This window comes from Rhodanobacter sp. Root627 (genome assembly GCF_001427835.1).
In the GTDB taxonomy this organism is placed as follows: domain Bacteria; phylum Pseudomonadota; class Gammaproteobacteria; order Xanthomonadales; family Rhodanobacteraceae; genus Rhodanobacter; species Rhodanobacter ginsenosidimutans.
The window spans coordinates 482,394-505,213 of the sequence record NZ_LMGW01000001.1; the positions used below are offsets into that span (position 1 = coordinate 482,394).

Genomic DNA, 22,820 nt, shown 5'->3' on the forward strand with positions numbered 1-22,820 from the left:
CTGCCCTCGGCGCCATGCCTCATTCCCGTATAATTGCCTGTTGCCCCGCAGTTCCACGGTATCGACGCCCATGTCCCAACCTTCCCACAAGATCGGTTTCGTCAGTCTCGGCTGCCCCAAGGCGCTGGTCGATTCCGAGCGCATCCTGACCCAGCTGAAGGTCGAGGGTTACGAGATCGTGCCCAGCTACAACGCGGCCGATGCGGTGGTGGTAAACACTTGCGGCTTCATCGACGCGGCGGTGCAGGAGTCGCTGGATTCCATCGGCACCGCGCTCAACGAGAACGGCAAGGTCATCGTCACCGGCTGCCTGGGCAAGCGCGAGAGCCTGATCCGCGAGGCGTACCCCGAGGTGTTGTCGGTCAGCGGCCCGCAGGACTACGCCAGCGTGATGGGCGCGGTGCATGCCGCCTTGCCGCCGCAGCGCAACCGCTTCCTGGACATCGTGCCGGACACCGGTGTGAAGCTGACGCCCAAGCATTACGCGTATCTGAAGATTTCCGAAGGCTGCAATCACCGCTGCAGCTTCTGCATCATCCCGTCGATGCGCGGCAACCTGGTCTCCCGCCCGGTCGACGAGGTGCTGATCGAGGCGGAGAAGCTGGTGAAGGGCGGCGTGAAGGAGCTGCTGGTGATTTCGCAGGACACCAGCGCCTACGGTGTCGACGTGAAGTACGCCGAGCGCGATTGGCGCGGCAAGACCTACCGCACGCGGATGACCGAGCTATGCGAGGGCCTGTCCGAACTGGGCGTGTGGACGCGGCTGCACTACGTCTACCCGTACCCGCACGTGGACGAGCTGATGCCGCTGATGGCGGCCGGCAAGATCCTGCCGTACCTGGATATCCCGTTCCAGCACGCCAGCCCGCGCATCCTGAAATTGATGAAGCGCCCCGGCAACATCGACAAGACGCTGGAGCGCATCCAGAACTGGCGCAAGGTGGTACCGGACCTGACCATCCGCAGCACGTTCATCGTGGGCTTTCCCGGCGAGACCGACGCGGAGTTCCAGGAGCTGCTGGATTTCCTGCGCGAGGCTGAACTCGACCGCGTGGGCGCCTTCACCTATTCGCCGGTCGACGGCGCGAAAGCCAACGAACTGCCCGACCCGGTTTCCGAGGAATTGAAGGAAGACCGGCTGGAACAATTCATGGCGGTGCAGGCGGAAATCTCCGCCGCGAAGCTGCAGCGCAAGATCGGCCGCACGATGAAGGTGCTGGTGGACGAGGCCGGCGCCGACGGCGCGGTGGCGCGTTCCGCCGCCGATGCGCCCGAGATCGACGGTACGGTGCTGATTGCCGACGGCCAGCAATTGAAGCCGGGCCAGTTCGTCGACGTCGTCATCGAGGATGCCGGCGAACACGACCTGCATGCGCGGCTGGCGTATCCCGCGCTGAAAGTGATGTAAGGCCGCCGCGTGCGTTACGTGGCGCCACCGCGCGGCACGGTGGATCCGGCGACGTTCGGCCGGCCGCCGCTGTCCCTGTGGCGTGACTACGCGGACCTGATCGAGGGCGCCGAATGGCCGTCCATCGATGCACTGAACCGCCGGCTGCCTCCCGGCGAAACCCATCGCTTCGTGGCGCAGACGCCCCAATTGCTGGCCGACGGCCAGCACTACGAACAACGCATCGCCGAACACGGCGCCATCGCCACCCGCGAAGGCAACTGGCACGACCTGCTCAATGCGCTGGTGTGGCTGCGCTATCCCGCGTTGAAGCAGGCGTTGAACCACCGCCAGATGGACGAGATCGCCCGCATCGGCCCCAAGCGGCGTTCGCGCGCGCAGTACGCGATGACCCATTTCGACGAAGGCGGCGTGATCGTCGGCCTGCGCGATCCGTCGCTGCTGGCGTTGTGGGACGCGCACGATTGGTATGGCCTGTTCTGGCGCCGGCGGCAAGCTTGGCTGGATGGCTCGATCCGTCTGGCGCTGTTCGGCCATGCTTTGCTGGAGCATGCCTTGAACCCCGACAAACTGCTGGTGGGCAAGGCGCTGGTGTTCGATACGTCCCGCGTTGGCGCTGACGTGGATCTCGTCGCCGCCGGTACCGACATGATCGCCAGCGGCCGCTGGTTGAACGACCCGCTGGAGCTGCGCCCGCTGCCGCTGGCCGGCCTGCCAGGCTGGCGCCAGGACAATGGCGACGAGGCTTTCCATCGCACCACGGCGTGCTACCAGTCGCGCCGTGAGGGGCGGCAATATCCGCCGGCCTGGTGCTTGTCGCGCCAGGGCCGCGGATAACGTCCGGTGGCGATGGCGGCTTGTAGTGGACTTGGCGGGGGTCGTCAGGTTCACTGTCGGTGATGAAAGCTGCGCCACCGGCTGGCTTGTCGCTGGATAGCGAACAACGCGCTGCGCTCATTTCGACCCTACCATCCAATGCCGCGCAACACGTGGGAGACGACATGGCTACCGACCAGGATTTTGCCGACTACGTGGCGGAGCAGGTGGCGCTTGGCGATCGCCTGAGCCGCAAGCCGATGTTCGGCGAGTACGCGTTCTATGTGGACGGGAAGGTGGTGGGATTTGCCTGCGACAACAGCTTCTTCGTGAAGCCGTCGGCGGCGGGCGACGCGTTCGTGCCGACGCTTCCCCGCAAGCCGCCGTATCCCGGTGCCAAGGATTACCTGGTGGCCGATGAGCTGCTGGATGATTCCGAGCAGATCCAGCGCCTGATCCTGCAAACGGCGGCGTTGATGCCGCTGCCCAAGCCGAGGAAGCCTGCGGTGGCGCGCAAGTCCGCCAGGTGACGCGATGGGCTGCGCGCTCAGGCGTTACGCGTCGTAGCCGACGTCGACCACGATGAACTGCGTGGGGCCGCCTGGCAGCGCGGCTTCGAATTCGTCGTCCAGCCGTTTCTTGAGCACCGCGCGGGCCATGGGCGAGTCGATGCTGATCCAGCCGAGTTTGGCGTCGGTTTCGTCCGGGCCCACGATGCGGTAGCGGGTTTCCTCGCCGCTGGCCGAGTTTTCCAGCGTGATATGTGCGCCGAAGAACACCGCCTCACGGTCGGCGGGAGCGCCTTCGGCGACCTTCAAGGCGGGGATGCGCTTGCTGAGGTAGCGCGCGCGGCGATCGATCTCGCCCAGTTGTTTCTTGCGGTAGGTGTACTCGGCGTTCTCCGAGCGGTCGCCTTCGGCCGCGGCCGCCGCCAGCGCCTTGACCACCTCGGGGCGCACGGTATGCCACAGGTGATCGAGCTCGGCCTTGAGCCGCTCGAAGCCCTCGCGGGTGATGATCGCGGTGGAGCTGGGTGAGGGTGGGCGCCAGCGACTCATGCGGCGCCGACCAGTTGCCGTCGCTGGGCGTCGATCTCGCCGCGCAGCGGATGCTCGGGCCATGTCGTGGCCAGCCGGTCGAGCAGTGCGGCCGCGCTGGCGTGCTGGTCGGTGTGGGCGGCCAGGGCGCGCGCCGCCAACAGGCCGTAGTGCGGTGCCTGCGGGTCGCGCGGCCAGTGCGCGAGATAACCCTGGCCGAGGTGGATCGCGAGGCGGCTCATGCCCACGCGCGCGGCCAGATCGGCCAGACCGCCGCAGGTTTGCGGGTCGTCCGGGATGAAGCCGGTATCGATGCCGATGCATTCCTGCAGCACGCCGAGCGCGCGGCGGGATTCGCCCTGGGCGATCAGCGCGGCAATCCAGATCTGGCCATGTACCAGCAGGTCGTCGCGCAGGCCTTGCCGGTGCAGCAGTTCGCGGTAGGTCTGGTGGACGGCCGGCGGCGCCGCATGTTCGCGCAGCCGGCCGGCGAGTTGCCGCAAGGCCGCCATTGGGTCATCGATGGCTTGCTGGCGCGCCGCTTCGATCAGGCTTTCGTCGGCGTCCTGACCCGATGCCCTGGCCAACGCCGGTGCTTCGGGAACCATGCCGAAGCGTTCGTGGCGCTGGTGGATCATCGCGCCCATGAGATGAAAGGCGAGCAGGATCAGGTAGGTGTAGGCGAACGCGAACAGCGGCAGCGCGAATACCCGCGGCAGCTGGGCGGTGGTGACCGAGGCGATCACGATCAGCACGCCGAGCAGCAGGTTGATCGCCACGGGAATCAGGTAGGCGGCACCGAAGGCGCCGATGACGCGCAGCCAGTTGAGCGGGTTGATGGCCAGCGCGAGGTTGCCGTCGAACGCCAGCGACATGTCGATCGCCGGCAGCACCAGTGCGGCCAGGATAAGCACCGGCCACAGCAGGCTCGGGAAGAACACGATGGACACCACGCACAAGGCCACCACCAGCAGGTGGATCGCGGTGAGGCCCCAGCCGCTGGCGCTATTGCCCTCACTACCCACGTCCGGCGGATCGGCGTAGCCGTTGGCGGTGTGCTGCATGCAGTCGGCGGCATAACGCCAGGTGGCTGCCCAGACCAGTGCGCTGGCCAGCGCGCCCACGAAGCCAGGGAGCAAGCCGACGTAATGGACCAGCGCCAGCACCACACAGGTGGCCAGCGCGGGTCCGCGCAACGGATAGCCGAAGCCGTCCTGCAAACGCTGCGCGAACGGCGTGTCGGCGGCGACGATTTCGACGCGTGGCATGGCGCTCGCCCTGCCTACCGCTTGCCACCGAAGATGCCGCCCAGCACGCCGCGCAGGATCTGCCGGCCGAGCTGGCTGCCAGCGGTGCGCACCATCTGCTTGCCCATGGTTTCGATCATGCCCTGGCGGCGTTTGGTGCCGAACAGCGCGTCGTGCACGGCGCCGCTCCAGCCGCCTTCTTCTTCCTTTGCCGCGCCCTTGGCCGGTGCGTTGGCCGCCACGACGGCGGCATCGGCGGCCTTCTCTTCGGTGCGTTTGGCCAGCATTTCCGCAGCCGATTCGCGATTGACCGTGGTGTCGTATTTCGCGCCGACGGGCGAGCGCTGGCGGATGGTGGCGCGCTCGGCCTCGGTGATCGCGCCGATGCGGCAGCACGGCGTGGTCACCAGCACCTGTTCCACCGGGGTGGGCACGCCGCCGTTGGCCAGGGTCGAGGCCAGCGCCTCGCCCACGCCGAGCCTGGTGATCGCCTCGGTGACGTCGAGCTTCGGATTGACGACGAAGGTTTCCGCCGCCGCCCTGACCGCCTTCTGGTCGCGCGGCGTGAACGCGCGCAAGGCGTGCTGGATGCGGTTGCCGAGCTGGCCCAGGATGTTGCCGGGCACGTCGTCCGGATTCTGCGAGCAGAAATACACGCCCACGCCCTTGGAGCGGATCAGCCGCACCACCTGTTCCACCCGCTGCAGCAGGCCGGGCGAGGCATCGTCGAACAGCAGGTGCGCCTCGTCGAAGAAGAACACCATCTTCGGCTGGTCGAGGTCGCCCACTTCGGGCAGCTGCTCGAACAGCTCGGACAGCAGCCACAGCAGGAAGGTGGAGTACAGCCGCGGCTTCATGATCAGCTGGTCGGCGGCGAGCACGTTGATGATGCCGCGGCCGCTCATGTCCTGGCGCATCAGGTCGGCCAGCTCCAGTGCCGGCTCGCCGAAGAACTGGTCGGCACCGTCGCTTTCCAGTTTCAGCAGCGCGCGCTGGATCGCCGCGATGCTCTGCGTGCTGATCAGGCCGTACTGGGTGGACAGCGCCTTGGCGTTCTCGGCGGCGTAGCTGAGCAGGGCGCGCAGGTCGGCCAGGTCCAGCAGCAGCCAGCCCTGGTCGTCGGCGGCCTTGAACACCACTTCCAGCACGCCTTCCTGGGTATCGTTCAACTCCAGCACGCGGCCGAGCAGGGTGGGACCCATCTCGCTGACGGTGGCGCGCACCGGGTGACCGAGCTTGCCGTAGATATCCCAGAACACCACCGGGTTCGCCAGCGGTTTCCAGTCGGCGAGCTTGAGCCTGGCCAGCCGCGCCTTGAGCTTGTCGCCCGGTTCGTTCGCGGCCATCGCCAGGCCGGCCAGATCACCCTTGGCGTCGGCCAGGAAGCAGGGCACGCCGAGCCGCGAGAAACCTTCGGCCAGCACCATCAACGAGACGGATTTACCGGTGCCGGTGGCGCCGGCGATCATGCCGTGGCGGTTGCCGTAGTGCGGGTCCAGGCTGACGCTGGCGCTATCGTTGCGGCCGATCAGGATGTTGGTCATGGATGTCGTCCGTGGGTGGTCGGTGGATTGTAACCATGAGCCCCGCGCCACCGGTGAAGGGTTTGAGTCGCGGCGCTGCGGCCGCTATGGTGGCCGTTTTGCGGATGAAGTCTGTGAGCTTGTCGTACCCTTTGTTTCGCCCGCTGCGCGCCGCACCCCTCCTCTTCATGCTCGGCCTCGCCGCCGCCTGCTCCAGTACCGGCGGCAGCAAATCCACCGCGCCGGTAAATGCGCTCTACGGCCAGCTCGACCTGGCCAGCAAGGGTTACGAAACCGCACTGCAACAGGCGCGTGCCGGCGACGATGCCGCGTCGCAGAAAACGCTTACCGCGGCGCTGGACCGGCTGAAGGAATCGGCGGCCCATTGCGGCAGCACGCCGGGCTGCGACCCGCAGCGGTTTTTCTCGGTGTTCGACCGCCTGCTGCGCTTGAAGGACGGCAGCTTCCTGGGCGACGAGACGCTCGGTGACGAACCGTCACCCACCCTGGCCGACGGGGCCGGCGGCGTTTCCGGCCTGCCCGAAGCGCAACGCAGCGTCACGCTGCTGCGCGGCCAGAAGCTCAGCGAGCTGATCGCCATGAACGGTGCGGTGAAGGCGGCGCTGGAAATGTGGCTGACCCAGTGGCGGCCCAACCTCATCGACGCCTACGTCAACTACCAATACCTGCGCTACCAGATGTGGCCGCAATACGAGAAAGCCGATCTGCCCGAGGCATTGCTGTTCGGCATCATGGCGAAGGAGTCCGGCGGCAAGGTCAATGCGATATCGCGCTCGGGCGCGGCCGGCCCGCTGCAATTCATGTACGCCACCGGTCTGCGATTTGGTCTGGGCACGGAGAACGGCTTCGACCTGCGCTTCGACCCGGCGCAGTCGGCGCGTGCCAACGCCGCGTACATCAACGAGCAACTGAAGATCTTCAACAACAATCTGGAGCTGGTGCTGGGCGCCTACAACGGTGGCGAAGGACGCATGCGCCGACTGGCGGGCGACAGACCCGACACCAGTTTTTACGACCCGACGATCTACAACAAGCTCTCGCGCGAAACACGTGAATACGTGCCCTCGGTGCTGGCGGCGGCGTGGCTGTTCCTGCATCCGGACAGCTACAACCTGCGTTTCCCGAAAATCGACGGCGCCGCTGGCGCGGTGACCTTGAAGCGCTCCGCGTCGCTGGCTGAACTCAGCGTCTGCCTGGGCTCGGCCGGTGGCATGGAGGAGGGCTGGTTTCGAACCCTGCGCAACCTCAATCCGCGCTTGAATCCGCAGGAAACCCAGCCCGCCGGCGCGCGCGTGCAACTGCCGCGGCTGCTGGAAGAGCCCTATGCATCGCGCTGTGTCGAAGGGCCGTGGCCGATTCTCGCCGCCGACCTGCACCAGGCCGTGGCGCCAGCGGTGCAGGCGCCACCGGCACCGGCCCGGGCTCCGGCGCGTGCCACCGGTACACGCAATTACAAGGTGCGTAACGGCGACACGCTGATAGGCATCGTGCACCGGCTGCATTGCTCCAGCGTGCGCGAGCTGGCCGAGCTCAACGGGTTGCGGCATCACCGCATCCGCGCGGGCGACGTGCTCAAGGTGCCGGTTTGCCGCTAGCGGAAACCGGGGCTATTGCCTGGCCTGTTCGCTGACCGCCTGGCGGTTCAGGCGGCGGCCTTCACCCGCGACTGGCCGACCGTCCTGACGGGTTCGGCCTGCGTTTCCTTCAGCTCGCGCAACAACTGCAGCAGCAGGCGATGTTGCGGCAGCAGGCGATTGCCGGGCGAATGCTTGGTTTCGTGGTACGCCACCGCCAGCCACAGGGCGATGCCGCGCAAGGCGACTTCCAGATTGCCCGAGCGCGCCCGTTCGTAACCGATGCTCGTGCCTTGGCCCCAGGGCAGGTAACGCGCCTCGGGCGAGGTGCCGTGCAGGTGCGGGAACTCGCTGCGCGAGGCCTGGCCCAGCTCGCGAAGGGTCAACAGCCCGAGACGTTGACGATGGCGACGCGAGAGCGCGCGGATGCTGCGTTCGATGTCATGCCATTGGCGGCCAAGCTGACGCGCACGCAGCAGCGTGATGAGTGGGCTGAACATGGAATGGCTCCCCTTCGGCTGAACCGGAAGGGCGAGCATAGCCAGCGAAGCTCGCCAATTGCGCCTAAAACGTCACAAATCGACGTTCTGCGTCAGCATTTCAGCCGTGAAGATGATCAGCCCGCCGCCAGAGTACCCAGCCGCTCGCCCACCTTCACCGCCTGCTGCGATGCCAGCGGATCGAGCGCCGCCGCCCCCGGCGGCAACAACACGATGACAGTGGAGCCCATGTTGAAGCGCGCCATTTCGGCGAAGCGGTCCAGCGTGATGTTCTGGCCCGCGAACGACTTGCGCCCGATCGCCGATGCGTACGGCGGGATCACCAGCCCATCCCACACCGTCGCCACCGACGACACCAGCACCGCGCCGACCATGATCACCACGAACGGCCCGTGCGCGCCCTCGAAATGGCACACCAGCCGCTCGTTGCGGGCGAACACACGGGGGATGGCTTCCACCGCGAACGGCGCCACGCTGAAGATGCGGCCAGGCACGTGCACGGTTTCCTTCAGCGTGCCCTTCAACGGCATGTGCACGCGGTGGTAATCGCGCGGCGACAGGTAGACGGTGGCGAAACTGCCCGAGCGGTAAGCCTCGGCATCCTCCGCGCTACCCAGCAGCTCGGCGACGGTGTAGTCCTGTCCTTTCGCCTGGAAGATGCGCCCGTCGACGATGGCGCCGGCCTGGCTGATGCGGCCGTCCGCCGGAGAGAGCAGGACGGAAGGGTCGGCGTCGGCGTGGCGCGCGTCGGGGCGCAGCTTGCGGGTGAAAAATGCATTGAAGTGCTGGTACGCCAGCGCATCCGGCTGCACCGCCTCGGCCATGTTGACGTTGTAGCGGCGCACGATCTGGCTGATCAGGAAATTCTTCCACGGCGCAAAGGTCCAGCGCGTGGCCCAGTAGACCACCCGCGACAGCGCGCGGTGGGGCAGGATGTACTGCACGAATACGTTGAAAGTCATCCGGGCAGTATAGATGCGAAGAAGTGAGGGTAGAGGAGTGAAGAGTGAGCAATTGGCGGCCGGATGCGCCTTTCCGAAATGTGGATGCTGCACTTCAGGTTGCGCGCTTCCGCGACGGCTTCATGGCGTCGCTGCAGGTGAGGCCGACTGATTCGGCTGGGCGGTCTGGGGCTGAGCCTGCTGCCTGGGCGTGAGTTGCTCCTGGTATAGCTGGAACTGCTGCATTGCTGAGGACCACCGAGCACCGCTTTGTTCCATGGACGTATTGACCTCGGAGGTCGATACATTGGCGTACGAGGCCAGGATTGCACCGAACTGGCCAGGCGGCATTTGCGTTGCCCAGAGGCGACTCCCATTGTTGCCAAGTGTGATCCGATCGATCCTCTCCAGCCCGCTGGCCCTGGCTGACACGGTCAGGGCCGACGCCAGGTTGTCGCTCATCTGGTCGGATGGTCGACCTAGTTGCTGATCCAGGCGATACACGTGATTGCGTGCCTGTTGAAACAGCGAATGGTCAGGGTGGGTTGGGTCATCCAGGCGGAATGGCAGTTGGGAGGGATGTGGTGTGTCTCGCACCTGCACTTGGTCGTCGAGTGTTCGCCGCGTCATCGGGCCCACGACACCGTCCGGTGTGAGCTGGTGGTCGCGCTGGAAAGATGCGACCGCAGCCTTGGTGGCTGGACCAAAGGAGCCATCTGGTTCCAGGGTGTAACCCAGGTGTGCCAACTTGCTTTGCAACTCGGTGACAGACGTGCCGCTGCTGCCGGCACGCAAAGTGTTGCTGCTGCCCGCAGCAGAAAGGTGTCCAGTACGTCCATCTCCCTGATCGGGCAACTCCCGTCCCTCGGACAAGGCGATCAGTTCGTCTTTTTCATTCGCCGCACGATCAAGGATGGACTCGCGCACCTTTGGCGACGAGCTTCTGAAGTAGACATCGTTGTGGGCGATCTTGTAGTCCTGAATGGCGACGACGATATCCTTGTCCGAAAGTTGGGACAGGCTGTAGTTATCGCCATAGGCGGCCTTGAGGCCACCCTCGAAAATCCCTTTAGTTAGCCCTCTGTATTGAACGGATGTACTGAATAAAGCCTCCTGGATAGCTGGTCCCCGGTCGGTCAAGTCGATACCGGAATCTTTTAGCCGTTGCACCTGTATGTCGTAGTGGGTTTCCTTGATGAAACGGGTTTGATCCCTGCCGAAATCCGGGTCGTTGTTGGCGAGGGTTCGCCACTTTTCGTCGAATGCCGGTGTGTTTGGCGTCAAGCCACGAAATTCATCCTTATAGGAGGAGGTGTTGAGATACTCGCTAATCGTCCCGGATTTGGTGGAAAGCTGGTACGTGCCATAGGAAACACCGCCGTGATCGCCTCTGCCTGTCGAGATGGTGGCAGGCCCAGCGCCTTCATGCCGCTCCGAGATTTCGCCCAAGTGATATTCGGCGTCGCTGGCCATGCCTTTTCCTTCTGTGGCTTCGTCTGGAAAAAAAGCGGTTCATTACTGCACAAACAATCTCGCTTCAAGGTCCGATGCCTGTTTCCCGGTTTCGTCGACTTTGCAACTCAGTCCGTCGAGTTCCGGCCTCTCGATTCCGTCAACCACTGCCGAGCAGCGATTGTCGCGATATTGAATCCATATCTTTTCTTCGGCTTTGAGTTTTGCTTGAAGCGCTGAATTGAGTTTTGCCATGAGGGCGTGGTACGCCTTGTTCAGGCGTTTGTCCTGATAGTCCAGCTCGTCGGCTAAACAGGTGCGTATGGGCGCCGTTGCCGATTGCGCTTGATCCAGGCATCGATCAAAGGAAGGGCGCAACCCGTACATGCGTGAGATCACTGCCTGGTCATCCCGTGGTTGGGATGTTGCCTCGCTCAAGCCGGGCAAAAAGAGCATCGCCAGCACAGCACCAAGCACGATTCGTTCAGTCTTCATCAAAGTCTCCCAGTAGGGCCGTCGGGTCACTTACGACACGCGCTTTCGGCTCGAGATGAGTACCTTAAAGCTCGCGGGGTGGAATGTTGTGTAGGATTTTTCCGAACTTTCGACCTACTGGCGCCTATCCCAACGGCTGGAAGGGGTGGATGGGGCGGGGCGTTTGTCGTTCGGCTACTGGCTACTGATCCAGACGGTATCCGGGTTTTAGCGGGGGTGGCAAAAACCGTTGTTCAAGACTCCCCCGTAGGGGGCGAAGGACTCGTCGCGAGATGGATGGCAGGTATGGATTTTCACTCGCCTGACTCCCTCACGACTCACCCCTCCCGTATACTTTCCGGTCCTCCCGCCGTTTGGCATGCCATCGTGACCACCGAACTCGCCTCCATCATCGACTTCATCCGTTATGGGGCCAGCCGGTTTGCCGCCGCCGAGCTCACTTTCGGCCACAGCCACGACAACCCGATCGACGAGGCCACGCATCTGGTGCTGGCGAGCCTGCATCTGCCGCCGGATATTCCGCCTGCCTATGGCGCAGGGCGGCTCACTGCGGAAGAGCGCGCGAATGTGCTGTCGCTGATCGAGCGGCGCGTCAGCGAGCGTCTGCCGGTGGCCTACCTGGTGGGCGAGACCTGGTTCGCGGGGCTGAAATTCAAGAGTGATCGTCGTGCGCTGGTGCCGCGTTCACCGATCGCCGAGTTGATCGAGTCGGGTTTTGCACCGTGGCTGGACGAGCGCCCGGTCGAGCGCGCGCTGGACCTGTGCACCGGTTCGGGCTGCATCGGCATCGCCATGGCTGAGTACAACCCGGACTGGCAGGTCGACATCGTGGACATCAGCGACGAGGCGCTGTCGCTGGCGCGCGAGAACATTGCCTTCCAGCATCTGGAAGGCCGCGTCAACGCGATCCAGTCCGATCTTTTTGCCGGCGTGGCGGATCAGCGCTACGACCTGATCGTGTCCAACCCGCCCTACGTCACCGAGGACGAATACGCCGCGTTGCCCGGCGAGTACGCGCACGAACCCAAGCTCGGCCTCACCTCCGGTGCGGACGGGCTGGACCTGTGCCTGCGCATGCTGGACGAGGCGGCCGATCACCTCACCGACGAGGGTCTGCTGATCGTCGAGGTGGGCGAGAGCGAGCAGGCGCTGGCGGCGTTGCTGCCGCAGGTGCCGTTCGTGTGGATCGAGTTCAAGGTGGGCCAGATGGGTATCTTCGCGCTGGAGCGGCGTGACCTGTTGGAGCACGCCGAGGCGATTCATGCCGTAGCCGCAGCACGACATGCGTGATGGTTATTTCCGCCCGGACGGCTCGTGTGAAATGATGGCAAGTTGATTTTCCCGGTGCACCCGCCGGTTCCCGACGGGTGGCCGACCTTTCGAGGCAGTCGCGACCGTGTCCAGCAATGCGTTTGGCAAGCTCTTTACCGTAACCACCTTTGGTGAAAGCCATGGGCCGGCGATCGGTTGCGTGGTCGATGGTTGCCCGCCCGGGCTGGCGCTGGACGCGGAGGAATTCCGCCACGACCTGGAGCGCCGTGCCACCGGCCGCAGCCGCTACACCTCGCAGCGGCGCGAGGCGGACGAAGTGGAAATCCTCTCCGGCATCTACGAGGGTCGCACCACCGGCACGCCGATCGCGCTGCTGATCCGCAACACCAACCAGCGCAGCAAGGACTACGGCGACATCGTGCAGACCTTCCGCCCGGGTCATGCCGATTACACCTACTGGCAGAAATACGGCATCCGCGATCCGCGCGGCGGCGGCCGCTCGTCGGCGCGCGAAACCACCATGCGGGTGGCGGCCGGCGTGATCGCCAAGAAATGGCTGGCCGAACATCACGGTGTGCGCGTGCGCGGCTACATGGGCCAGATCGGCGACATCACGCCCGACGCCTTCGACTGGGACGCGGTCGAGCAGAATCCGTTCTTCTGGCCGGCCGCCGACCAGGTGCCGGCGCTGGAAACCTATATCAATACGTTGCGCAAATCTGGCGACTCCGTCGGCGCGCGCGTCAACGTGGTTGCCGACGGCGTGCCGCCGGGCTGGGGCGAGCCGATCTACGGCAAGCTCGATGGCGAGCTTGCCTCGGCGCTGATGTCGATCAACGCGGTCAAGGGTGTGGAGATCGGCGACGGCTTCGCCGCGGTCAGCCAGCATGGCAGCGAGCATCGCGACGAGATGAGCATGGACGGCTTCGCGTCCAATCACGCCGGCGGCATCCTGGGCGGCATCAGCAACGGCCAGCCGGTGACGGCGTCGATCGTGCTGAAGCCCACCTCCAGCATCCTGGTTCCGGGCCGCAGCGTGAACCTGGCCGGCGAGCCGACTGAGGTGGTCACCAAGGGGCGCCACGATCCCTGCGTGGGCATCCGCGCCACGCCGATCGCCGAGGCAATGATGGCACTGGTATTGATGGATCAGGCGCTGCGCCATCGCGCGCAATGCGGCGATGTGGGCGTGGTCGAGCCGCGCATCACCTCATGACGGCGAGGCGACACACATGACGGCCAGGCCACGCGTGTGGGTTTCGCGCCCCACGTTTCCCGATATCGTCGCCCGCCTCGACCCGCATTTCGACGTTGTGGCGGAGCCGCGGGAGGTGATGTTTTCTGCGGCCGAGCTGGCCTCGAAGATCGCCGATTGCGATGCCGTCATCGTCGGCCTCAAGGAGCGCATCGGCGCCGCCGAGGTGGCCAAGGCCCCGCGTTTGCGCATCGTCGCGAACCTGGGCGTGGGCTACGACAATCTTGATCTGGCTGCGCTCACGGCCGCCGGCGTCGCCGCTTCCAACACCGCCGGCGCGCTGGACGAGAGCGTGGCCGATTTCACCTGGGCGATGCTGCTGGGTGCCGCCCGCCGCATGGGCGAGGCCGAACGCTGGCTGCGCGCCGGCCAGTGGCACGGAACCCGTTTCACCGACTGGCTGGGCATGGATGTGCGCGGTCGCACGCTGGGCATCCTGGGCATGGGCCGGATCGGCCAGGCGGTGGCGCGGCGCGCCGTCGGCTTCGGCATGCAGGTGATCTATCACAACCGCTCGCCGCTGCCGCAGGCGCTGGAAAGCGAATGCCGGGCGCGTTGGGTCGACAAGGGCGAGTTGCTGCGCAGCTCCGATTTCCTGGTGCTGGCGTTGCCGCTGACGCCGGAAAGCCGGCATGCGATCGGCGCCGCCGAACTGGCGCAGATGAAACCCACCGCGGTGCTGGCGAACATCGCCCGCGGCGGCATCGTCGACGACGCGGCCTTGGCTGATGCTCTGGCGAAACACCAGCTCGCCGCGGCGGCGCTGGACGTGTTCGAAGGCGAGCCGGTGGTGAACCCCAGGCTGCTGGAACTCGACAACGTGCTGCTCAGCCCGCACATTGCCAGTGCCAGCCCCGATGCGCGCCGCGGCATGACCACGATGGCGGTGGACAATGTGCTGGCGTTGTTCGGACACGGTCCGCACGCCGGCCATCCGCCCACGATTCTCAACCCCGAGGTGCTGGCTGCAGCCAGCCCGACCACCCACCCCTGAGCCAAGAACAGCATCCATGAGCAAGAAGAGCAGTTACAAGGTAGCAATGGTCGGCGCCACCGGCGCCGTGGGCGAAACCGTGCTGGCGATCCTCGCCGAGCGTGATTTCCCGATCAGCGAGCTGGTGCCGTTGGCAAGCGAACGCACCGCCGGCAGCGAGGTCACGTTCGCTGGCAAGAAGATCGTGGTGAAAAACCTGGCCGACTACGATTTCGAAGGCGTGGACATCGCGTTCTTCTCGGCCGGCGGCTCGGTCAGCAAGGTGCACGCGCCGCGCGCGGCTGCGGCTGGTGCGGTGGTAATCGACAATACCTCGGAGTTCCGCTACCAGGACGACATCCCGCTGGTGATCAGCGAGGTCAACCCGCACGCCATCGCCGAGTACACCAACCACGGCATCATCGCCAACCCGAACTGCTCCACCATGCAGATGCTGGTGGCGCTGGCGCCGATCCACCATGACGTGGGCATCGAGCGGATCAACGTGGCCACCTATCAATCCGTTTCGGGCGCAGGCCGCTCGGGCATGGACGAGCTGGGCAAGCAGACCGCCGCGCTGCTGAACTTCCAGAGCGCGGAGCCGCAGAAGTTTCCCAAGCAGATCGCGTTCAACGTGATCCCGCACATCGACGACTTCCAGGCCAACGGCTACACCAAGGAAGAGATGAAGCTGGTGTGGGAAACCCGCAAGATCCTGGAAGACGACACCATCCAGGTGAACCCGACCGCCGTGCGCGTGCCGGTGTTCTACGGCCATGCCGAGGCGGTGCACATCGAGACGCGGGCCAAGATCAGTGCCGAGCGCGCTCGCGAACTCCTGGAGCAGGCGCCGGGCGTGGTGGTGCGTGACCAGCGCGAGGCGGGCGGCTATCCCACGCCGGTCAGCGATGCAGCCGGCACCGATCCCGTGTTCGTGGGCCGTATCCGCGAGGACATCTCGCACGAACGTGGCCTGGACATGTGGGTGGTGTCGGACAACATCCGCAAGGGTGCCGCGCTCAACGCAGTGCAGATTGCCGAAGTGCTGATCGCCGACTACCTGTAAGCGCACCACCGCAGCCGTGCCCACCGTGAACTGCAGCCAAGCGGATTCGCGGTGGGCATTCTGCTTTCTGCAGGGCGCCGATAGCCCGCGGCCCCAGGCGAATGCGCCGCTTTCCGCCGTGCGCGGCACCGCCCTGACCGGGCCATGAAACCGGCGCGGGCGGTGGCGAAGGGCTTCGTCATCGGTATTTCCGGTAACGTCGCGCTACGGCATGGGCGAGAACGCGTAACAGAAATGTGTCGCAAGTATTCGACCTGCCTATTGTTGATTGGCCAGTTTGTAACTTAAAGTGGCATGCGTTTCGAGAAGCCGCCGGTATTGGCGGCCATATGAAAGTGCCAGGTTTGTTCGGGGGAACACGTGATGAATCGTTCGTTGAAGTGGTCGGTGCTGATGGCGCTGGCCCTGGGTAGCAGCCAGGTCATGGCGCAAGGCAGTGGGCAGGCCGGTGCGCTGGATCTCGGCCAGATCCAGGTCAAGTCGGCCCTCGGCCAGCCCTTGCTGGCGGAAATCCCGGTGCATTCGAGCCATCCGGCCGACCTGCGCAACCTCAAGGTGCAACTGGCCTCGGGCGAGGATTTCGCACGGGCCGGCATCGCGGGCGGTCGCACGACCTTGCCGCTCGAATTCAAGGTTGTCGACCTCGGCAACGGTCGCCAGGTGATTCGCATCACCAGCAGCACGGCGGTGGACGATCCCTACCTCGACCTGCTGTTGCAAGTCGATGGGGCCGCTGGCAAGAGCGTGCGCGAGTACACGCTGCTGCTCGATCCGCCAGGCTCGATCGCCGGTGCCCCGGCGTACACGCAAGCTCCGGCGCCGGCGCCGCGGGCGGCACCCGTACATCGCGCGGCACCGGCCGCCGCCGCACCTGCAGCCGCGCCCGCACCTCGGGCGAACGCGGCGGCCAATGGCAACTATGGTCCGGTCCAGCGTGGACAGACCTTGTCGACGATCGCGCGCAGCGCGGTGCCCGACGCGGATGTGCACCAGGTCATGCTGGCATTCAAGCGCGCCAATCCCGACGCTTTCTACCGCGACAACATCAACGCGCTGAAGAGCGGTGAGGTGTTGCGCGTGCCCACGCGCGAGGAGATTCAGTCGACCGAGCGTGCGGCTGCCGTCGCCGAAGTGCGTCGCGAAAACAGCGACTGGCGCGCCACTGCCGCCAGCACGCCGACCACCGTGGCCGATGCGGCCACGCGTGCTTCCACCAGCAGCGCGCCGGCCGCCAGCCAGGCGTCGTCGGCCGATCGTCTGGCGCTGGTTCCGGCCAGCGCAGGCAAGTCGTCCTCGGGTGCCGATGACAAGGCATCGGCGGCGCTCAAGCAGGATCTGCTGCGCAGCCAGGAAAGCATTGCCAACCTGCAGCAGCAAAGCGGCGACCTGAAGGATCAGCTCAAGGAGCTGGCCGACATCAACAGCAAGAACAAACGCTTGCTGGCGCTGAAGGACAACCAGATCGCCGAATTGCAGGCAAAACTGGCCGCCGCCGGCCAACCGGTGGAGGGCGCGCCGAAGAGCGCCGCCGTCGTTGCGGCGCCTGCCCTCGCGACCACGACCAGCGCCGCGAGCAAGGCCGAACCCGCCGCCCTCGCACTGGCTGGCACCGCCGCTGCCAAACCGACACCGGCACCGGTCACCGCTGCATCCACGGCAATGACCACGGCAATGACGGCGCCGGCAAAGACCGAAGCCCCCGCCAAGGCCAAGCCGGCGGCGCAGCATCCTGCGCCCAGGTCGGCGTCCGAGGCGGCCGAGGTCGAGCAGCCCTGGTATATGCAACAGGTGGCGTGGCTCGCCGCGGGCGGCGTTATCGTGCTGTTGTTGTTGCTGGCCTTGCTGGGTCGCCGCAAGAAAACCGTGAAACTGCCGGCAGCGGCGGCATCGTCATCGCTGGCCGACCGCTTTGCGGCGGCGCCCACGGATGAATATGGCGGCGATGATGTCGACCAGAACGAATTGCTGGATCAGCTGGCCGAGCACCCGGATGACGTGAGCCTTCATCTGGAGCTGGTGAGCCTGTATTACTCGCGCCGCGACGTGGAGCACTTCGAGGCGGCGGCGGAGGCGATGCATGCGCATATCGCCGATCCGCAGCAGGAGGAATGGCAGGACGTGGTGCACATGGGCGAGGATCTTTCGCCCGGTCATCCGCTGTTCGCCGCTCACGACGACATGCCCGCCGATGATGAGACCCAACTGCGTCCGGCATTCGATATCGACCATTACGGCGAAGAAACCGAGTTCGCGCCGGTGGCCCCGGCTTCGCCGAAAAAGGTGAGCGAGTACAACTTCAACTTCCAGCTCTCGCCGACGCCTTCGGCGTCGGAGTCGCCCAAGGCGCCTTATACCGAAGTGCCGCCGGCGGATGAATTTGCGTCATTCCAGTCGGAGGACGACATCCTGCCTCCGTCGCCCGCCGCCGAGTTCGAACCACTGGACATCGGTGAACCGGCCGCCGACGAACCTGTTTCCACCTGGAAGTTCGATGGTGATGAAATGGCCGCTCCGGCCGAGTCGTTCGATCACGATGCGGGTGCCGAACCGGGCGAATTCAGCGACGACCCGGTCGACACCAAGCTCGATCTGGCCCGTGCCTACATGGACATGGGCGACGCCGATGGCGCCCGCGCCATGCTCGACGAAGTGCTGCGGGAAGGCACCCAAATGCAGCGCGACGTGGCACAGCGGTTGTCCGACAGCCTCAGCTGAGCGGGAATCGCGCATGATGCAACGGGCCGGCTTGCCGGCCCGTTGTCGTTGGCGTACTGCTAACCTTTGTTGTTTTCTTTCCGGCTTCACACGTCATGCGCATCGCCCTGGGCATCGAATACGACGGGACCGATTTCTTCGGCTGGCAACGGCTGAAGGAAGGTCCCAGCGTGCAGGCCCGACTGGAACAGGCGCTGTCGCGGGTGGCCGATCATCCCGTGGAAGTCAGCTGTGCCGGACGCACCGATGCGGGCGTGCACGGGCGTTGCCAGGTGGTGCATTTCGACACGCCGGCGCAGCGGGACATGCGCGGCTGGGTGCTGGGCAGTTGCTCCAACCTGCCGGACAGCGTGGCGGTGTTGTGGGCGCAGCCGGTGGCGGACGATTTCCATGCGCGCTACGCCGCCCGCAGCCGGCGCTACCGCTACCGCATCCTCAACCGTCCCGTGCGGGCGGCACTGGAAGCGCGTTACGTGACATGGGAGCGCTTGCCGCTCGATGCCGCGCGCATGCACCAGGCGGCCCAGGCGTTGCTGGGACTGCACGATTTCAGCGCGTTCCGCGCGCTGTCCTGCCAGGCGAAACATCCCCATCGCACCGTGTTGTCGGTCGATGTGCGGCGCGATGGTGAATACGTCACGCTGGAGATCGAGGCGAACGGTTTCCTGCATCACATGGTGCGCAATATCGTGGGGTCGCTGCTGCTGGTTGGACGTGGCGAGCGGCCGGTGGAATGGATGGCCGAACTGCTGGCCGGATGCGACCGCCAGGTGGCCGGTCCCACCGGCCCGGCGTCCGGCCTCACGTTTATCGGGCCGCGCTACGAGGCCCGTTGGGGCCTGCCACCGGAGGTAAGCCAATGACCCGCATCAAATGTTGCGGCATGACCCGCGTCGAGGATGCGCTGCTGGCGGCGCGCCTGGGCGCCGATGCCATCGGCGTGGTGCTTACCGCGCGCAGCAAGCGCCGCGTGGCGCTGGATCAAGCCGCGTCGATCGTGGCTGCGATGCCCGCGTTCGTCACCACGGTGGCGTTGTTCATGGACGACGATGCGGAGCTGGTGCAGCAGGTGCTGCGCGACGTGCGTCCGGACCTGCTGCAATTCCATGGGGACGAAACCGACGCCTGGTGCCAGCAGTTCGGTCAGCCTTTCCTGAAAGCCGTGGCGATGGGCGAGGGCGCCGCGGCGTTGCCGGCGTTGCAGGCTTATCCGCACGCTCGCGGCTTGCTGCTGGACGGTCACGGTGCGGGCGAGGCCGGAGGCAGCGGCAAGACCTTCGACTGGTCGTTGATACCGCCGGATATGGGGGCGCGGTTGATCCTGGCCGGAGGGCTTTCGCCCGCGAATGTAGCCAGCGCGGTGCGCGAGGCGCGGCCGTGGGCGGTCGACGTCGCCAGTGGTGTCGAATCGTCGCCGGGCATCAAGGACCCCGTCAGGATGGCAGCCTTCATCCAGGCGGTACGTGAGGCGGACGCTGACCGCTAGGGCGTGTCAGCCCCTGGCCAGCTCGTTCGCCAGCCACGCCGCCAATGCCGGCGCGCGTCGATCGTGTCGGCGACCGGGTACGGCCAGGATCCAGGCCGCATCGGTCGGCACGAATTCCCATGGCGCCAACAAACGACCGGCAGCCAGTTCGTCGGTGACCAGCGGCGCGGGCACGATGGCGACGCCGAGGCCTGCGATGGCTGCTTCCAGCAGGTAATAGAGATGGGGAAATCCCTGCCCTGAAGGCGGCGAGCCTGGCAGCTTCGCCGCACGTGCCCACTCGTGGGAAGCTTGCGGTCGCGATGCGGTATGCAGCAGGGGTTCGTCCAGCAGGCAGGACGCGGGTTGGCCCTTCAGTTTTGGCCAGCCGCTGTAACCCGGACTGACCACGGGGCCGACGGTTTCCGGCGCCAGCACCTCCACCTGCCAATCCTTCGGCCACGGCGGCGCGGCCAGCAGCAACGCGGCATCGAGGCCGTCCAGCGCATGCGGCAAGTCTTCCAGCGCCGACAGGTGCAAGGGGATTTCCGGCAGGTCGTGGCCCATGCGCTCCAGGCGCGGAATCACCCAGCGCGCCAGCAGGCTGCCGGAGCAGCCGAGCACAAACGGCGTGCGTGTCTGGTCACGGGAAATCTCGACGCAGACATCGCGGAGCTGGCCGAACGACAAGGCGGCGGCGTCCCTCAGACGGAGGCCCGCCGCGGTCAGGCTCACGCCACGTCCCTGGCGTTGAAACAGAGGTACGCCCAGCTCGGCTTCCAGTGCACGGATCTGACGGCTGATCGCGCCGTGCGTCACGTGCAGTTCGCTGCCGGCGCGGCTGATGCTTTCCAGTCGTGCTGCGGCTTCGAACGCGCGCAGGGCGTTCAGTGAGGGGAGTTCCCGGGCCATTCGTATGTGTGAGTTTTACTGACAGGTTGCGTGCGATCTTATCGCTTTTTGCGGCGCCGGTGCTGCGCTATGGTGACGCTTCATCTCCGTCACATCGAGCTTCAACATGCCCACCATCGACGACTTCCACGCCTGGCCCGACGAGCTCGGCCGCTTCGGCAACTACGGCGGCAGCTACGTTGCCGAGACGCTGATGGCGCCGCTGGCCGAGTTGACCGAGGCCTACCTGCGCCTGCGCAAGGACCCCGAATTCATCGCCGAACTCGACCGCGACCTGAAGTATTACGTCGGTCGGCCCAGCCCGATCTATCACGCCGAACGCCTGTCGCAGCACGTGGGCGGGGCACGCATCCTGCTGAAGCGCGAGGACCTGAACCACACCGGCGCGCACAAGATCAACAACACGGTCGGCCAGGCGTTGGTCGCCAAACGCATGGGCAAGCCGCGCATCATCGCCGAGACCGGCGCCGGTCAGCACGGCGTCGCCAGTGCCACGGTCGCCGCGCGGCTGGGCCTGAAATGCGTGGTCTACATGGGTGCGGTGGACATCGAGCGGCAGAAAATGAACGTCTACCGCATGAAGCTGCTGGGTGCTGAAGTCGTGCCGGTGACCTCCGGTTCGAAGACGCTGAAGGACGCGTTGAACGAGGCGATGCGCGACTGGGTTACCAACGTGGCCGACACCTTCTACATGATTGGCACGGTGGCCGGTCCGCATCCGTATCCGCTGATGGTGCGCGACTTCAATGCCATCGTGGGCCGCGAGGCGCGCGCACAGATGCTGCAGGATTACGGCCGGCTGCCCGACGCGCTCACCGCCTGTGTCGGTGGCGGTTCCAACGCGATCGGCCTGTTCCACGAATTCCTCAACGATCGCGACGTACGCATCGTTGGCGCCGAAGCGGCCGGCGATGGTATCGAAACCGGCCATCATGCCGCGTCGCTGGCGGCGGGCCGCCCCGGCGTGCTGCACGGCAATCGCACCTACGTGCTGTGCGACGACAACGGCCAGATCACCGAAACCCATTCGGTCTCCGCTGGTCTGGATTACCCCGGCGTCGGTCCCGAACATGCCTTCCTGAAAGACGCCGGCCGCGCCGAATACGTGGGCGTCACCGATGACGAAGCGTTGCAGGCATTCCATCTGCTGGCGCGCACCGAAGGCATCCTGGCCGCGCTGGAATCCAGCCACGCGGTGGCGCAGGCGATCAAGCTGGCGCGCGAATATCCGAAGGACGGCCTGGTCCTGTGCAACCTGTCCGGCCGCGGCGACAAGGACGTGCACACCATTGCTGCGCGCGAAGGAGTGGAAGTATGAGCCGCATCGATTGCCGCTTCGCGGCCCTGAAAGCCGCCAGCCGCACCGGTCTGATTCCGTTCGTCACCGCCGGTGATCCGTCGCCCGAGCACATGGTCACGCTGATGCATGCGCTGGTGGAGGGCGGGGCTGACCTGATCGAGCTGGGCGTGCCGTTCTCCGATCCGATGGCCGATGGCCTGGTGATCCAGCATGCCAGCGAGCGGGCGATCGCCAAGGGCGTCGGTATCGGCGAGGTGCTGGGCTGGGTGGCTGCGTTCCGCCAGCGCGATGCAGAGACGCCGATCGTGCTGATGGGTTACCTCAACCCGGTCGAGATCCATGGCTACGCGCGTTTCGCGCAGGAGGCCGTGCAGGCCGGCGTGGATGGCGTGTTGCTGGTCGATTGCCCGCTGGAGGAAGCGGCCGTCTTGCAACCGCTGCGCGATGCCGGCTTGCAGCAGATCCTGCTGGCGGCGCCGACCACCGCACCGGTGCGGATGGAGCGGTTGTGCGAGGCCGCGGAGGGCTTCCTGTATTATGTGTCCTTTGCCGGGATCACCGGGGCAGGGCAGCTCAGCACGCAGGATATCGCGGGGCGCGTGGCTGGCGTCCGGGCCAGCGCCAAGGTACCGGTGGCGGTGGGTTTCGGCATACGCGATGCACAGAGCGCGAAGGAAATCGCGGGGTTTGCCGACGCTGTGGTGATCGGCAGCGCGCTGGTCGCGCGGTTGGCGGGAGCCACCGGGCCGGACGACATCGCCGGCCGGGCGAAGGATTTCCTGCAGCCGATCCGGGCAGCGCTGGACGCACACTGAGAGGTTGTGATTTTTCGACCTCTCAGCCCGGCC

The 22,820-nt window shown here is 65.8% G+C and carries 21 protein-coding genes; 13 read left to right on the top strand and 8 right to left on the bottom strand.

Features of this window, described 5'->3' with window-relative positions:
• Positions 1-70: 70 nt before the first annotated feature.
• From rimO to ASD68_RS02295, 3 genes are all read left to right on the top strand, one after another.
• Positions 71-1,408 (top strand): 30S ribosomal protein S12 methylthiotransferase RimO, encoded by a 1,338-nt coding sequence (gene rimO / locus ASD68_RS02285; RefSeq protein WP_056603021.1) that lies wholly within the window; start codon positions 71-73, stop codon positions 1,406-1,408.
• A gap of 9 nt (positions 1,409-1,417) precedes the next feature.
• Positions 1,418-2,245, top strand: coding sequence for a DUF3025 domain-containing protein (locus ASD68_RS02290; RefSeq protein ID WP_056603022.1), 828 nt, complete (start codon positions 1,418-1,420; stop codon positions 2,243-2,245).
• Positions 2,246-2,409: 164 nt separating this feature from the next.
• Positions 2,410-2,754, top strand: coding sequence for a TfoX/Sxy family protein (locus ASD68_RS02295; protein ID WP_056078346.1), 345 nt, complete (start codon positions 2,410-2,412; stop codon positions 2,752-2,754).
• A 24-nt stretch (positions 2,755-2,778) separates the two neighbouring features.
• Here ASD68_RS02295 and greB read toward each other — a convergent pair whose 3' ends face one another.
• From greB to ASD68_RS02310, 3 genes are read right to left on the bottom strand one after another with little or no spacing between them, the layout of a single operon-like run.
• Positions 2,779-3,282, bottom strand: a complete 504-nt coding sequence (gene greB / locus ASD68_RS02300) for a transcription elongation factor GreB (protein WP_056603023.1) — start codon at positions 3,280-3,282, stop codon at positions 2,779-2,781.
• Entirely contained in the window at positions 3,279-4,529 is a 1,251-nt protein-coding gene (locus ASD68_RS02305) for a hypothetical protein (protein WP_056603025.1), read from the bottom strand. Before ASD68_RS02305 ends, greB begins: the two co-directional genes overlap by 4 nt.
• Positions 4,530-4,543: 14 nt before the next feature.
• Positions 4,544-6,052: a helicase HerA-like domain-containing protein gene (locus ASD68_RS02310; RefSeq protein ID WP_056603026.1), complete on the bottom strand. Its 1,509-nt coding sequence runs from the start codon at positions 6,050-6,052 to the stop codon at positions 4,544-4,546.
• 104 nt (positions 6,053-6,156) lie between these two features.
• Here ASD68_RS02310 and ASD68_RS02315 point away from each other — a divergent pair, with 104 nt between their 5' ends.
• On the top strand, positions 6,157-7,647 hold the full coding sequence (locus tag ASD68_RS02315) for a transglycosylase SLT domain-containing protein (protein WP_056605045.1): 1,491 nt from the start codon (positions 6,157-6,159) through the stop codon (positions 7,645-7,647).
• Between the two features lie 47 nt (positions 7,648-7,694).
• Here ASD68_RS02315 and ASD68_RS02320 read toward each other — a convergent pair whose 3' ends face one another.
• The 4 genes from ASD68_RS02320 to ASD68_RS02335 form a co-directional block, all read right to left on the bottom strand.
• Positions 7,695-8,126 (bottom strand): hypothetical protein, encoded by a 432-nt coding sequence (locus ASD68_RS02320; RefSeq protein WP_056078359.1) that lies wholly within the window; start codon positions 8,124-8,126, stop codon positions 7,695-7,697.
• Between the two features lie 116 nt (positions 8,127-8,242).
• The gene (asd, locus tag ASD68_RS02325) at positions 8,243-9,088 is read right to left on the bottom strand and encodes an archaetidylserine decarboxylase (protein WP_056603028.1); all 846 of its coding nucleotides are present in this window, start codon (positions 9,086-9,088) and stop codon (positions 8,243-8,245) included.
• A 120-nt stretch (positions 9,089-9,208) separates the two neighbouring features.
• Complete coding sequence (locus ASD68_RS02330) at positions 9,209-10,540, bottom strand: peptidoglycan-binding domain-containing protein (RefSeq protein WP_056603029.1); 1,332 nt, start codon at positions 10,538-10,540, stop codon at positions 9,209-9,211.
• Positions 10,541-10,582: 42 nt separating this feature from the next.
• Positions 10,583-11,014, bottom strand: coding sequence for a lysozyme inhibitor LprI family protein (locus ASD68_RS02335; protein ID WP_056603030.1), 432 nt, complete (start codon positions 11,012-11,014; stop codon positions 10,583-10,585).
• Between the two features lie 366 nt (positions 11,015-11,380).
• Between ASD68_RS02335 and prmB the strand changes: the two genes are divergently transcribed.
• The 7 genes from prmB to ASD68_RS02370 all read left to right on the top strand — a co-directional run bounded on the left by prmB (position 11,381) and on the right by ASD68_RS02370 (position 19,781).
• Positions 11,381-12,304: a 50S ribosomal protein L3 N(5)-glutamine methyltransferase gene (gene prmB, locus ASD68_RS02340; RefSeq protein ID WP_056603031.1), complete on the top strand. Its 924-nt coding sequence runs from the start codon at positions 11,381-11,383 to the stop codon at positions 12,302-12,304.
• 106 nt (positions 12,305-12,410) lie between these two features.
• Positions 12,411-13,502, top strand: a complete 1,092-nt coding sequence (gene aroC, locus ASD68_RS02345; protein ID WP_056603032.1) for a chorismate synthase — start codon at positions 12,411-12,413, stop codon at positions 13,500-13,502.
• A gap of 16 nt (positions 13,503-13,518) precedes the next feature.
• Positions 13,519-14,535, top strand: coding sequence for a D-glycerate dehydrogenase (locus tag ASD68_RS02350; protein WP_056603033.1), 1,017 nt, complete (start codon positions 13,519-13,521; stop codon positions 14,533-14,535).
• Positions 14,536-14,551: 16 nt separating this feature from the next.
• Entirely contained in the window at positions 14,552-15,580 is a 1,029-nt protein-coding gene (locus tag ASD68_RS02355) for an aspartate-semialdehyde dehydrogenase (protein WP_056603034.1), read from the top strand.
• Between the two features lie 363 nt (positions 15,581-15,943).
• Positions 15,944-18,295 carry a FimV/HubP family polar landmark protein gene (locus tag ASD68_RS02360; protein WP_056603036.1) on the top strand — a complete coding sequence of 784 codons (2,352 nt, stop codon included), beginning with the start codon at positions 15,944-15,946 and terminating at the stop codon, positions 18,293-18,295.
• Between the two features lie 95 nt (positions 18,296-18,390).
• The gene (gene truA / locus ASD68_RS02365) at positions 18,391-19,158 is read left to right on the top strand and encodes a tRNA pseudouridine(38-40) synthase TruA (protein WP_056603040.1); all 768 of its coding nucleotides are present in this window, start codon (positions 18,391-18,393) and stop codon (positions 19,156-19,158) included.
• Positions 19,155-19,781, top strand: a complete 627-nt coding sequence (locus tag ASD68_RS02370; RefSeq protein WP_056603043.1) for a phosphoribosylanthranilate isomerase — start codon at positions 19,155-19,157, stop codon at positions 19,779-19,781. The genes truA and ASD68_RS02370 overlap by 4 nt, the downstream gene beginning before the upstream one ends.
• Positions 19,782-19,787: 6 nt before the next feature.
• Here ASD68_RS02370 and ASD68_RS02375 read toward each other — a convergent pair whose 3' ends face one another.
• The gene (locus tag ASD68_RS02375; RefSeq protein WP_056603046.1) at positions 19,788-20,672 is read right to left on the bottom strand and encodes a LysR family transcriptional regulator; all 885 of its coding nucleotides are present in this window, start codon (positions 20,670-20,672) and stop codon (positions 19,788-19,790) included.
• A 106-nt stretch (positions 20,673-20,778) separates the two neighbouring features.
• On the opposite strand from ASD68_RS02375, the gene trpB reads away from it, so the two are divergent.
• Positions 20,779-21,990, top strand: a complete 1,212-nt coding sequence (trpB, locus tag ASD68_RS02380; RefSeq protein WP_056080806.1) for a tryptophan synthase subunit beta — start codon at positions 20,779-20,781, stop codon at positions 21,988-21,990.
• Positions 21,987-22,787 (top strand): tryptophan synthase subunit alpha, encoded by an 801-nt coding sequence (gene trpA, locus ASD68_RS02385; protein ID WP_056603049.1) that lies wholly within the window; start codon positions 21,987-21,989, stop codon positions 22,785-22,787. The genes trpB and trpA overlap by 4 nt, the downstream gene beginning before the upstream one ends.
• The last annotated feature ends 33 nt before the right edge of the window (positions 22,788-22,820 follow it).